This window comes from Campylobacter sp. MIT 99-7217, from assembly GCF_006864365.1.
Classification (GTDB): Bacteria; Campylobacterota; Campylobacteria; order Campylobacterales; family Campylobacteraceae; genus Campylobacter_D.
The window spans coordinates 127,488-139,132 of sequence record NZ_QHLJ01000005.1; the positions used below are offsets into that span (position 1 = coordinate 127,488).

Sequence of the window (11,645 nt, forward strand, 5' to 3'; positions counted from 1 at the left end):
TTTGATGATAGAGCTTATTTTTCTTGATGTCGATGGTTGCTTAACAGATGGTAAGATCATTTACACAAGTAGTGCAGATGAAATAAAAGAATTTAATGTCAAAGACGGAGCAGCCATTGAAGCTTGGCTAAAGCTTGGGAAAAAAGTTGCCATCATCACAGGAAGAAGCTCAAAATGCGTGGAACTTAGGGCAAAAGATTTAAAGATTGATTTACTTTTTCAAGGTATCAAAGACAAGCTTTCTTGTGCAAAAGAGCTTTTAGAAAGGCTAAATTTAAGCTTTGAAAATACTGCTTGCATAGGCGATTATTATAATGATAAAAGCTTGCTTGAAGCTGTAAAATTAAGCTTTAAGCCAGCTGATGCCTTAGCAAATTTAAAAACAAAATATACTCTTGAAAATAAAGGTGGACAAGCAGCAGTTGCTGAAATGATAGAACATATCATTAGGTATAATGACATGCAAGAAGAATGGGATAAACTTTGGCGATAAAAATTTTTAGCGTAGCTATGGGCTTTTTTGCCTTAGCTTTGGTGTATTTGAGTTTGCAAGATTTGTATTCTTTAGATATTAAACCTAGTGCTATTGATTTTAAAAATATTCAGGCTAGAGATGTTACACTTTACGAGCTTAATTCAAGTAGCTTAAATACAAACTACAAGGCTAGAGAGTGGGTGCGATATAAACATAAGGATATTTTGAGTGATTTTATACTTTTAAATACGGATTATAATATCAGTTCAAATGAAGTCGAGCTTTTGCAAGATGATATCATTTTACTTCAAGGAGATGTTTTATATACAGATATTAACGATACAAAGATCACAACTCAAGCCCTATCTTTTGATAATAAAAATAAAATTTTAAGCACAGAATTTGAATTTTTTATTACGCGTAAAGATAACAAAATACAGGGTCAAAGTTTAAAGTATGATTTAGCAAACAAAGAGCTTAGAGCCGAAGGAGCAAAGGCATGGTTGCATGTGGATTGACACTCTTTTTAAGCCTTTTTTTGTGTTTTTCATATGCATCAGAGCTTCAAATCAGTGCAAATTCTTTTTATGCGAATGAGAAAAAAGGAGAAAATATTCTTTCTGGAAATGTTATCGTCAAGAAAGATAAGGATATTTTGCGATCAGAAAAGCTTGATGTTTTCGTCGATAAACAAAGAAAACCTATAAAATATATCGCCACAGGAAATGCTAAATTTGAGGTATTTTTGAGTAATAAATTATATAAGGGTGTGGCTGATAAGCTTATTTATGATGTATTAAAAGATGTGTATGAAATGAATGGCAACGCCTTTATTGAAGAGCAAGGAAGCAATAAAAAAATTTATGGCGACTTGATCGTGGTGGATAAAAAACAAGAAATTTACAGGGTTAAGGGTAAGGATAACAAACCCACAAGATTTATTTTCGAATTGGAAACAAAGTGATTATTTCAGCTAAATTTCTTTCATCTTTGCCTAAATTTGATGAGAATTTTTCCGCCCTACATACAGAAATCGCTTTTTTAGGGCGTTCAAATGTAGGAAAAAGCTCTTTAATCAATGCCTTGTGCCATCAAAAACAACTCGCTAAAAGCTCAAGTACTCCGGGAAAAACACAGCTTATTAATTTTTTTGAGGTCATTTTTAAACAGCATGATGAAAGAATAATCGTAAATTTCATTGATCTACCCGGTTTTGGTTATGCAAGAGTGAGTAAAAGTCTTAAAGAAATTTGGAATAAAAACCTCGATGAGTTTTTAAAACTACGCAACTCAATCAAGCTTTTTATTCATCTTATCGACTCTCGTCATACCGATTTAGAGCTTGATGAGAGCGTTGATGCGTATTTGCAAAGTTTTTTGCGAGCTGATCAAAAGGTTTTAAAAGTTTTTACAAAAAGCGATAAGCTCAATCAAAGCCAAAAAGCAAGACTTAAAAATGCTTATAAAAATGCTGTTTTAGTTTCTTCTTATAAAAAAGATGGTTTACAAAATTTAGAAGAACTCATCTTAAAAAAATCCTTAGGAGTTAATGGTGAGTAAAAAGCACAAAGAAAGAATTTATCACAAAAGTGTCAATGGTTTTTATATTTCTTGGGGCGTATTTTTTGTTTTGTATCAAATTTTAAGTTCCATTTTTGCCTTTTTACCTGTTTTAATTGGTGTATTTTTTTGTTATATGTTTGTTTTGCTTATGCAAAGAAATACAACGCTTTATGATCTTGACTTTCGCTGGTATTTTTCTTTGTTGTATCTTTGTTTTATTGATATAACGCATAATTATTATTTATTTTCATGCTGTATTGCTTTTGCTTTGTTTTATTTTTTCTGTGCTGATTATCTTAGAACTAATTTTAAAATCAGCAAGCTCATACCCTCTCTTTTTGTATGTTGTGCTTATGGCTTAGTTTTTGGCATTGATTGTCTTTTATCTTATGTTAATAATGCAAGCGTTAAGAGTTTTAGCGTAGAATATCTTTATTATATACTTTTAGAATCTTTAATTGTAACGATTTTTTTTAAGGACGAAATCAAGTGAGAATGCGTTTAGTTTTTGCTTTTGTTATCTTGTTTTTTATCTTGCTTTTAAGCAGAATTTATTATTTGAGCATAAAATCAAATGTTTATTATGAAGAAATGGCAAAACAAAATGCTGTTAAGACGCAGTTTTTAGCTCCTGTTCGTGGTATTATCACGGATAGAAATGGCAAGTATTTGGCGATTAATGAGCTTGGTTTTAGCATTTCGATTAAGCCTTATTTGCACATTAAAAAGCAAAATAGAAGCATTCTTCAAGGTGAGATTGAAGCTATTTCTAACGCCTTTCTTGAGCTTAATGCTACTTTATTGTATAAAACTTATGAAAAAGCAGATTCTTACTACAATCAAGATTTTATCGAAGTGGTGGATTTTATACCTTATGATGAAATGATTTCAAAATATGCCCAGCTTGATCTTAGAGAAAATTTACAAATCAAACCAACTATCCAAAGAAAATATCCTTACAAATCCTTAGCAAGTCATATCATTGGTTATGTTGGCAAGGCAAATTTACAAGATATGAATGAAAATGAGGTTGCAAAACTTACAAACTATACAGGTAAAAGTGGCTTAGAGCGGTATTATAACGAACTTTTGCAAGGCACAAAGGGCGTTCGAGAAGTAAGGGTTAATGCCTTAAATAAGGAAATTGAAGAAATTTCTTTGATAAAGCCTGTAACTAATGATATTAAGATTAGCATAGACATAGAATTACAGCAATTCCTAACAGAGCTTTTTGCGGATAGTTCAGGATCTGCTATTATTATGAATGCTGAAGATGGTTCTATCTTGGCAGGAGGAAGTTTTCCAGAGTATGATCTTAATCCTTTCGTAACAGGAATTTCAGTTCAGGATTGGAAAGAACTATCAAATAATCCAGAACACCCTTTTACGAATAAAATGGTCAATGGTCTTTATCCTCCAGGATCAGTTGTAAAAATGGGTGTAGCTCTTGCTTTTATGGACTCAAGACTTATGAATACTTCAAGTAGCTTTTTTTGCACGGGTTCAGTAGAGCTTGGAGGGAGATTTTTTAGATGCTGGAACAGATCAGGACATGGGGAAATGGATCTTAAGCATGCCATTAAACAAAGTTGTGATGTGTATTTTTATGAAGGTGGCTTAAGGGTTGGTATAGATACAATCAGTAGTGTTTTGGGGCGTATAGGTTTTGGAAACAAAACAGGGGTTGATTTGCCCCATGAGTTTGTGGGTATAGTGCCAAGTAAGGAATGGAAACTTAGTAAATATAATAGGGCTTGGTTTCAAGGTGAAACCCTAAATACAAGCATAGGACAAGGAGATTTTCTCATCACTCCTATGCAACTTGCAAAATACACTGCCCAGCTTGCTAAAGGCAAGGGCGTTACTCCTCGTTTTTTAATGCAAGAAAATAATGAAAGCTTAGAAGATGAAGAAATTTTCACTCCTTTTGAAAAATCTCAGCTTCCAGCCATAAGAGATGCGATGTTTGCTGTTGCAAATGAACAAGGAGGAACGGCTTTTAGATATCTTAATGCCTTGCCTGTAAAAGTAGCCGCAAAAACAGGAACAGCTCAAGTTGTGGGTTTTTCTCAGGCTGATAAAAATAAGGTTAGAGAATCTGATCTAAAATACTACTCCCGCTCACATATTTGGCTTACGAGTTTTGCACCTTATAAAAAGCCAAAATATGTCGTTACTGTTTTGCTTGAGCATGGTGGGCGAAGCCTTACAGCAGGCGAGATGACGGCTAGAATTTATCACAAGCTCACAGAGCTTGGATATCTTCAAAAAGAAAACTAGACCAAAATTTGCTCCAAAGGACTTTTTTCTTTGTTTGTGAAAGTTTTATTTTCTATTTTTGCATTTTGATTTAGATCAAGCATATTTGATTTTTTGCTAAAAAGTTCTTCAAAGAGTTTGGTAAAAGATTTTTCAAACTGATCATCAAAGCTTGTTTGCATACTAAAAGCTTCAAATTCAAGATAAGAATAAGAAATTTTTGTGGTATTGTTTTTTTCTTGCTCTTGCATATCTTTAAACAATAACTCAAAAATATTAATTTTATCAAGATCAGTTTTGTTAGAAACATTGATATTGATGTAATCAACTCTTAATTTTGTGTCATTATGACTAGTGGAAAATGAAACTGAAATTTCTAAAATTTCAAAGCTTTGTTCATTTTTTTGCATAAACTGCATGACACCCTTAGTAAAAGATATAAGATCTTTTTGAATCTGCTCATCAAGAGAGTTAAAATCAAGCTTTTCTTTTGTTTTACCATCGACTAATTTTTCATTCAAGGCTTTTGAAATTTGATCCATCAGGCTTTGAGCTAAGTTTTCTTTGGTATTTTCTTTTTCTAGAGTTTTTAAGCTTTCATCTAAAGCTTCATTAAATTTCGTATCATTTGCGTTTTTGGCACTTTCTTTAGGAGCAAGCTCGCTAAGATAATTTTGCTTTGTATTTTGAACTAACATTTGAAAACCTTTTTTATAGAAATTTACTTTTATACAAGCAAAAATCATTCCATTTTAGATCTTCATAAATTTTTTATCAAGAACAAAAAACATTAAAGCACTACATATAAAAACAAGAGCAACAAAAGAAAAAAGTGTTTCTATATTGAATTTAGCAGTCAAATATCCTCCACCTACAGAACCTATAAAATTTCCCATAGCAAAGGCACTTTGATTAAAGCCAAAAACAAGACCAAGTCTTGCAGGCGATACATTTTTCTTAAACAAAGCACTAATGCAAGGTGTAAGTCCTCCAAGTGCAATGCCGAGTAAAAGCCTTAGTAAGATGAGTATATAGATATTTGTAGCTAGACTTTGAAGATAAAAAATGATCCCACAAAAGATCAAAGAAATCACGATGATCTTATCAGCTCCTTTGATATCAGCTATTTTTCCTATCTTAGTAGCAAAAGCCAAGTTGCTAAGCCCACTTGCAGCAACAACTAGCCCTGTATAAAATGCTATGTAAGTATCGCTGTGGTGGATTTGCTCTACAAATAAAGTCATGATAGGCATGACAGAGTTAAAACCTGCTTGAATGATAAAAGTAAGAGCAAAAAGGATCAAAATCAAGACTATATTTTCTTTAAATTTAAGTTTTTTTAAATCCTTTGTTTGTGTGATCTTTTTTTCATTGATAAAAAAAAGTATGGTTAAAAACGAGCAAAAGGTTAAAAAAGCGATAAAGATAAAAGAACCTCTTGAGCCTATAAACTCAAACACAAGCCCACCAAATAAAGGACCTATTAAATTTCCACTCACTGAAGCAGTGGATAGGGTGGCAAGTGCTTGAGCGGCCTTATCTTTTGGGGTAATGAGTGCCACAAAAATCACAGCCGTAGAAACAAAGCCTGATAAAATTCCTGTTAAGGCTCTTAAGATGATAATTTGTTCTACATTTTGAACAAAGGCAAGTAAAAAAGTCAATACACTTAGTCCTAAGCTCGCTCTTAAAAGCATGATCTTGCAACCAAATTTGTTTGTGAGCATGCCCCAAATGGGTGCAAAAAAAGCCATAAAAAAAGATAAGATACCAAAAGAAAGTCCTGAGTAAAAGGCTATTTGATCATACTCACTAACCCCAAGCTCGCGAATATATATAGGTAAGATCGGTGCGAGCTGACTAAGCCCCATACTTGTTGTAAAAACACCAAACCAAAGTATAAAAAGAGTTTTATTAAAGGTATTCATGAAATTATTGTATGATATTTTTTTTAAAATTTATGTTAAAGTAAAGGAAAATCTATGCTTAAAATTTGTTTTGTGTGTTTGGGTAATATTTGTCGTTCGCCTATGGCTGAGTTTGTGATGAAAGATTTGGTTAAAAATGCAGGACTTGAAAGTGAAATTTGCGTTTTTTCGGCTGGAACTTCAGGGGAGCATAACGGCGAGGATATGCATTTTAAAACAAAAGCAAAGCTTAAGCAAATGGGTATTAACGCACAAGGTTTTACGAGTAAAAAATTAAGCTTAAAGCTATGCGAGGAGAGTGATTTTTTAATCGTAATGGATGAGAGCAATTTTAAAAATGCGTCCCAAATTTGCAAAAATAAAGAAAAAATTTTAAGGCTTTGTGATTTTGCTAAGGATTTGGGCTACAAAGAAGTGCCTGATCCTTGGTATAGTGGGGATTTTGATGAAACTTATAGGATTATTTCAAAAGCTTGTGAGAATTTGCTTATCTATCTTAAAAAATAATAATTGAAATTAAAAAATATTAATTTTTGTAACAAGAATAATTTTTTTGAAATAATTTTTTATTTTTTCTTGAGTATTTTTGTAATTTATGTTATCATTTTTAATTTTAAAATAAAAAGTAAATACTAAATTTAAAATTTTAGAAATTATTTATCTTTTATATCCATAAATTATTGTTATCATCTCATATTTTTCTTTTATTTTTAAGCTGATTTATATTTGTAAATAATTTTTAAATAAAAATATAATAAAAATGTAACCATTTTACTCAAAGTATCATAAAATTAAGAGTTAAGCATAAGCCTTAACTTTAAAAATTTTAAAGGAGCAGAAAATGCAAGAAGTTGTGATTGTGAGTGCTAAAAGAACAGCCATTGGTTCTTTTATGGGAAGCTTAAAAAACACAAAAGCTGTGGATTTGGCTACTATCGTTGCTAAACAAGTTTTAAAAGATATCAATCTTGATCCAAATCAGGTTGATGAGCTTATTTTAGGGCAAATTTTACAGGCTGGTTGTGGACAAAACTCTGCAAGGCAAGTTTTACTTGCAAGTGGCATTGATGAAAGTAAAGGAGCTTTTACCGTAAATAAACTTTGTGGCTCAGGACTTAAAGCTATAGCACTTGCTTATCAAAGCATAGCATTAGGAGATCAAGAGATTGTTTTAGCAGGTGGAACTGAAAATATGTCTTTAGCTCCATTTTTACTTGAGAATGTAAGAGATGGTTATAAAATGGGTGATAAAAAGGTTGTTGATAGCATGATCAAAGATGCTTTAACTTGCGCGATGAATACTTATCATATGGGTGTTACGGCTGAAAATTTAGCAAAAAAATACAATATTTCAAGAGAGGAGCAAGATGAGTTTGCTTTGCAATCACAGCTTAAAGCTAAATCTGCTATAGATAAGGGGAAATTTAAAGATGAGATTGTCCCTGTTGTTTTAAAGAGCAAAAAAGGAGAAAGTATTTTTGAGGTCGATGAGTTTGTAAGAGGCGATATTACCAAAGAGGGACTTTCCAAGCTTAAACCTGCCTTTGATAAAGAAGGAAGCGTTACAGCAGGAAATGCTTCAGGTATAAATGACGGAGCGGCTATGCTTGTGATAATGAGTAAGAAAAAAGCTAAAGAGCTTGGCTTAGAAATTTTAGCTACGATTAAAGCTACGGCAAGTGTTGGGGTTGATCCTAGTATTATGGGTATAGGTGCTGCTATGGCTGCTAAAAAGGTTCTTGAAAAGGCGAATATGAAAATTACTGATATAGATTTGATCGAAGCCAATGAGGCTTTTGCTTCTCAGTCTTTGGCAAGCATTAAGGAACTAAAACCAGAACTGCATAAACTTAATGTAAATGGTGGGGCTATTGCACTAGGACACCCAGTTGGAGCAAGTGGAGCTAGGATAATGGTAACCTTACTTCACGAAATGAAAAAACAAAAGAAACAATTTGGTCTTGCCACGCTTTGCGTAGGCGGTGGTCAAGGCATAGCTTGCATCGTTGAAAGGGGAGAGTGATGAAAATTATTAGTGCAAAAGAAGCGGCTGCTTTGGTAAAGGACGGCGATAGCGTGATGATGGGAGGCTTTTTAGGTTGTGGCACAGCTCATAAATGTGTTGATGCCTTGCTAGCTTCTAATATTCAAAATTTAACCTTAATAGGAAATGACACAGCTATGGCTGATTTTAGTTATGGAAAGCTCATTGTGAGTAGGCAGGTAAAAAATGTTATTGCTACGCACATTGGCACAAACAAAGAAACCGGACGATTGATGAGCGAGGGCGAACTTAATGTGACATTAGTGCCACAAGGAACTTTAGCAGAACGCATCAGAGCCGGAGGATATGGGCTTGGTGGCGTTCTTGTTACAACAGGACTTGGTACAGATGTGCAAAAAGGCAAGGAAGTGATCAAGGTTGATGGTAAAGAATATTTACTTGAAAAACCTTTAAGAGCTAATGTTGCGATGATTTATGCAACCTATGCTGATAAATATGGAAATTTAGCTTTTGATGGTACAACAAGAAATTTCAATGTAGTTATGGCTATGGCTGCTGATATTGTGATAGTTGAGGTTGAAGAGCTTTTAGATGAGCCTTTAAATCCAAATCATGTGATAATACCCGGCGTTGTTGTGGATTACATAGTAGAAAACAAAAAGGAGAAATAATGGCACTTTCTAAAGAAGAACTCGTTGAATTACTCGCAAAAAGAGTGGCAAAAGATTTTAAAGATGGAGATTTGGTAAATTTAGGCATAGGTATGCCAACTGCGGCAAGTAATTATATCCCACAAGGTGTAAGCATTATTTTGCAATCAGAAAACGGAATGCTTATGATGGGAAAAATGGCTGGTGAGGGAGAAAAAAATCCTCGTATCACAAATGCAGGAGGACAGTGCGTTACTATCTTAAAGGGTGGTATGTTTTTTGACTCAAGCTTTAGTTTCGGTTTGATTCGTGGAGGACATGTTGATGTAACTGTTTTAGGTGGTTTAGAGGTTGATGAGCAGGGTAATCTTGCAAATTGGATTATTCCTGGCAAATTAGTACCTGGAATGGGTGGAGCCATGGATCTTGTAAATGGCACAAAAAAAGTTGTTGTGATTATGGAGCATACGGATAAAAATGGTAATTCAAAAGTAAAAAAACAATGCTCTTTGCCTCTTACTGGTGCAAAATGCGTTGATCGTCTCATCACTGAACTTGGTGTGTTTGACTTTGAAAATGGCAAAATGAAACTTGTGGAACTTCAGCCAAATGTAAGCTTAGATGAGATTAAGGCAAAAACTGATGCCAATTTTGAAGTGTGCATTTAAGGAGAAAAAATGATAGGAAAAATTAGTTCATTTATGGTTCGTATCGTTAATCGATACTTACCTGATCCTTTGGTTTTTGCTATACTTTTGAGCATGATCGTCTTTGTTTGGGGGTATTTTATCGTTACGCCTAAAGAAGGTTCTAGTGCAGTGATGTCAATGGTCGGTTTTTGGGGAGATGGTTTTTGGAATTTGCTTGCCTTTACAACCCAAATGGCTATGATCGTAGTAACCGGTTTTGCTTTGGCAAGTAGTGAGCCTGTAAAAAAGCTTTTAAACTACATTGCTTCTTTTGCTAAGACCCCTAAACAAGGCGTTGCTTTAGTATGCTTTTTTGGTGGGCTTGCTTCAGCTATAAACTGGGGTTTTGGACTTGTTGTTGGAGCCTTATTTGCTAAGCAAATTGCTAGAAATTTAAAGGCTGTTGATTATGGTTTGCTCATAGCTTGCGCTTATATAGGCTTTATGACTTGGGGTGGTGGGCTTAGTGGCTCTATGCCTTTATCAGCTGCCGATGCTTCAAATATCATTGTAAAAGGTTATTTAGATGGCAATCCTATCCCGGTAACTGAAACGATTTTTACTTGGTATAATCTCTTTGTTATTGCTTGCTTGCTTATATTTATGCCTATATTGGTTACTTACATGGTTCCAAAAGATCCAAAAACAGTTGATCCTAAACTTTTAGCTGAAGAGCCAAACTATCAAAGAGTTCTTGATAAGGATGCTACTCCTGCTTTAAAGATCGAAGAAAGCAAACTTTTAACTTATATTATCGTTGCTTTAGGCACTGTTTATTTGGCGAATTATTTTTGGCAAAAAGGTTTTACCGGACTTAATATCAACTCTGTAAATTTGATCTTTTTGCTCAGTGGAATGCTTTTGCATAAAACACCTATGGCTTATATGAGAGCTGTTAAAACCGCTGCTTCTTCAACGGCTGGAATTTTAGTGCAGTTTCCTTTTTATGCTGCTATTGCTTTAATGATGGAAGATTCTGGACTTGGTGGAGTGATCACAGACTTTTTCATTGATATAGCAAATAAAGATAATTATGCTGTTTGGGCATTTTTCTCATCAGCTGCTATTAATTTTGCTGTTCCAAGTGGTGGAGGACACTGGGTTATTCAAGGTCCTTTTGTTCTTGATGCGGCAAAAGAACTTGGTGCTGATTTAGGAAAAGCAACTATGGCTATTGCTTATGGAGAGCAATGGGCAAATATGGCTCAGCCTTTCTGGGCTTTACCTGCTCTTGCTATTGCTGGACTTGGGGTGCGTGATATTATGGGGTATTGTATTACCGCCTTACTTTTCTCAGTGCCGATTTTTGTCATCGCACTTTATTTTATCCCTTAACTTTATCCTCGCTTTTTGCGAGGATCTTTTGCTTCAAGATAAATTTATGCTTTACATGATATAAACTCTTTTAAAAACTCAAAGTTTGCTTATGGTAGAAAAAGGGATTTTAGAATTTGAGGGAACGCATTTTTTATATGAGATCAAAAAAATTCGTTTCTTGCGTTTGAAATTAGATCATGAGGGGAAATTTAAACTAAGCATTCCTAAAACTTGTCCAAGATACAAGGTTTTAAATTTTTTAAATGAGCATAAGGCTTGGATTGAAAGTAAAAAAGAGTATGCAAAAAAGCTTAAGGAAGCAAATTCTTTTATGTATTTTTTGGGCAGAAAATATAAATTTACTTTTGATATAAATTTAAAAAAGCCTCGTTTTAAAAAAGGAATTTTTTATGCAAGAGATCAAAAAAATATGGAGGAGTTTTTAAGACAAAACGCTAAAAAAATTTTTACTTTTTATATCAAAAAATACGAACTGCTTATGGATAAAAAAGTGCAAAGGCTCAGTATTAAAAAGATGCGTTCTCGCTGGGGTTCTTGCAATCATAAAAAAGCTTATATTAATCTTAATTTAAATTTAATGCAAAAGCCCTTAAAAGCTATAGAATATGTCGTTTTGCACGAAATGGCACATTTGAGTTTTCCTCATCATCAAAAAGAATTTTATGAGTATTTGGCTCAATTTATGCCTGATTTTAGACAAAGAGAAAATTTATTTAAAATCAATTTATTTTGAGCATA

General features: G+C 33.6%; 14 protein-coding genes. 12 read left to right on the forward strand and 2 right to left on the reverse strand.

What is annotated here, in order from left to right; translation table 11 throughout:
- The first annotated feature begins 4 nt into the window (after window positions 1-4).
- From DMB92_RS05850 to mrdA, 6 genes are read left to right on the forward strand one after another with little or no spacing between them, the layout of a single operon-like run.
- Window positions 5-493, forward strand: a complete 489-nt coding sequence (locus DMB92_RS05850) for a KdsC family phosphatase (protein WP_142682120.1) — start codon at window positions 5-7, stop codon at window positions 491-493.
- Complete coding sequence (gene lptC, locus DMB92_RS05855) at window positions 484-993, forward strand: LPS export ABC transporter periplasmic protein LptC (protein ID WP_142682121.1); 510 nt, start codon at window positions 484-486, stop codon at window positions 991-993. The genes DMB92_RS05850 and lptC overlap by 10 nt, the downstream gene beginning before the upstream one ends.
- On the forward strand, window positions 975-1,439 hold the full coding sequence (gene lptA, locus DMB92_RS05860; protein ID WP_142682122.1) for a lipopolysaccharide transport periplasmic protein LptA: 465 nt from the start codon (window positions 975-977) through the stop codon (window positions 1,437-1,439). Before lptC ends, lptA begins: the two co-directional genes overlap by 19 nt.
- A complete protein-coding gene (yihA, locus tag DMB92_RS05865) occupies window positions 1,436-2,035 on the forward strand; it encodes a ribosome biogenesis GTP-binding protein YihA/YsxC (RefSeq protein ID WP_142682123.1) in 600 nt (199 codons plus the stop codon). Before lptA ends, yihA begins: the two co-directional genes overlap by 4 nt.
- Window positions 2,028-2,531: a hypothetical protein gene (locus DMB92_RS05870; RefSeq protein ID WP_142682124.1), complete on the forward strand. Its 504-nt coding sequence runs from the start codon at window positions 2,028-2,030 to the stop codon at window positions 2,529-2,531. The genes yihA and DMB92_RS05870 overlap by 8 nt, the downstream gene beginning before the upstream one ends.
- Window positions 2,528-4,318 (forward strand): penicillin-binding protein 2, encoded by a 1,791-nt coding sequence (gene mrdA, locus DMB92_RS05875; protein WP_142682125.1) that lies wholly within the window; start codon window positions 2,528-2,530, stop codon window positions 4,316-4,318. The genes DMB92_RS05870 and mrdA overlap by 4 nt, the downstream gene beginning before the upstream one ends.
- On the opposite strand, the gene DMB92_RS05880 is transcribed toward mrdA, so the two are convergent.
- Together DMB92_RS05880 and DMB92_RS05885 are read right to left on the reverse strand one after the other, a co-directional pair.
- Window positions 4,315-4,995, reverse strand: coding sequence for a hypothetical protein (locus DMB92_RS05880; RefSeq protein WP_142682126.1), 681 nt, complete (start codon window positions 4,993-4,995; stop codon window positions 4,315-4,317). The genes mrdA and DMB92_RS05880 overlap by 4 nt on opposite strands.
- A 54-nt stretch (window positions 4,996-5,049) precedes the next feature.
- The gene (locus DMB92_RS05885; protein WP_142682127.1) at window positions 5,050-6,225 is read right to left on the reverse strand and encodes an MFS transporter; all 1,176 of its coding nucleotides are present in this window, start codon (window positions 6,223-6,225) and stop codon (window positions 5,050-5,052) included.
- A 54-nt stretch (window positions 6,226-6,279) separates the two neighbouring features.
- Between DMB92_RS05885 and DMB92_RS05890 the strand changes: the two genes are divergently transcribed.
- The 6 genes from DMB92_RS05890 (at window position 6,280) to DMB92_RS05915 (ending at window position 11,640) form a co-directional block, all read left to right on the forward strand.
- Window positions 6,280-6,732, forward strand: a complete 453-nt coding sequence (locus DMB92_RS05890; protein ID WP_142682128.1) for a low molecular weight protein-tyrosine-phosphatase — start codon at window positions 6,280-6,282, stop codon at window positions 6,730-6,732.
- A gap of 334 nt (window positions 6,733-7,066) precedes the next feature.
- The gene (locus DMB92_RS05895) at window positions 7,067-8,248 is read left to right on the forward strand and encodes an acetyl-CoA C-acetyltransferase (RefSeq protein WP_142682129.1); all 1,182 of its coding nucleotides are present in this window, start codon (window positions 7,067-7,069) and stop codon (window positions 8,246-8,248) included.
- Complete coding sequence (locus tag DMB92_RS05900; RefSeq protein WP_142682130.1) at window positions 8,248-8,901, forward strand: CoA transferase subunit A; 654 nt, start codon at window positions 8,248-8,250, stop codon at window positions 8,899-8,901. The genes DMB92_RS05895 and DMB92_RS05900 overlap by 1 nt, the downstream gene beginning before the upstream one ends.
- The gene (locus DMB92_RS05905) at window positions 8,901-9,548 is read left to right on the forward strand and encodes a 3-oxoacid CoA-transferase subunit B (protein WP_142682131.1); all 648 of its coding nucleotides are present in this window, start codon (window positions 8,901-8,903) and stop codon (window positions 9,546-9,548) included. The genes DMB92_RS05900 and DMB92_RS05905 overlap by 1 nt, the downstream gene beginning before the upstream one ends.
- Window positions 9,549-9,557: 9 nt before the next feature.
- A complete protein-coding gene (locus tag DMB92_RS05910) occupies window positions 9,558-10,904 on the forward strand; it encodes a TIGR00366 family protein (protein ID WP_142682132.1) in 1,347 nt (448 codons plus the stop codon).
- A gap of 91 nt (window positions 10,905-10,995) precedes the next feature.
- A complete protein-coding gene (locus DMB92_RS05915) occupies window positions 10,996-11,640 on the forward strand; it encodes a M48 family metallopeptidase (RefSeq protein WP_142682133.1) in 645 nt (214 codons plus the stop codon).
- Window positions 11,641-11,645: the final 5 nt, after the last annotated feature.

What these genes read in the sequence shown, in the direction of transcription:
- DMB92_RS05850 (WP_142682120.1), top strand. Translation starts at nt 5, where the DNA reads ATGATAGAGCTTATTTTTCTTGATGTCGATGGTTGCTTAACAGATGGT.
- lptA (WP_142682122.1), top strand. Translation starts at nt 975, where the DNA reads ATGGTTGCATGTGGATTGACACTCTTTTTAAGCCTTTTTTTGTGTTTT.
- DMB92_RS05880 (WP_142682126.1), bottom strand. Translation starts at nt 4,995, where the DNA reads ATGTTAGTTCAAAATACAAAGCAAAATTATCTTAGCGAGCTTGCTCCT.
- DMB92_RS05885 (WP_142682127.1), bottom strand. Translation starts at nt 6,225, where the DNA reads ATGAATACCTTTAATAAAACTCTTTTTATACTTTGGTTTGGTGTTTTT.
- DMB92_RS05890 (WP_142682128.1), top strand. Translation starts at nt 6,280, where the DNA reads ATGCTTAAAATTTGTTTTGTGTGTTTGGGTAATATTTGTCGTTCGCCT.
- DMB92_RS05895 (WP_142682129.1), top strand. Translation starts at nt 7,067, where the DNA reads ATGCAAGAAGTTGTGATTGTGAGTGCTAAAAGAACAGCCATTGGTTCT.
- DMB92_RS05900 (WP_142682130.1), top strand. Translation starts at nt 8,248, where the DNA reads ATGAAAATTATTAGTGCAAAAGAAGCGGCTGCTTTGGTAAAGGACGGC.
- DMB92_RS05905 (WP_142682131.1), top strand. Translation starts at nt 8,901, where the DNA reads ATGGCACTTTCTAAAGAAGAACTCGTTGAATTACTCGCAAAAAGAGTG.
- DMB92_RS05910 (WP_142682132.1), top strand. Translation starts at nt 9,558, where the DNA reads ATGATAGGAAAAATTAGTTCATTTATGGTTCGTATCGTTAATCGATAC.
- DMB92_RS05915 (WP_142682133.1), top strand. Translation starts at nt 10,996, where the DNA reads ATGGTAGAAAAAGGGATTTTAGAATTTGAGGGAACGCATTTTTTATAT.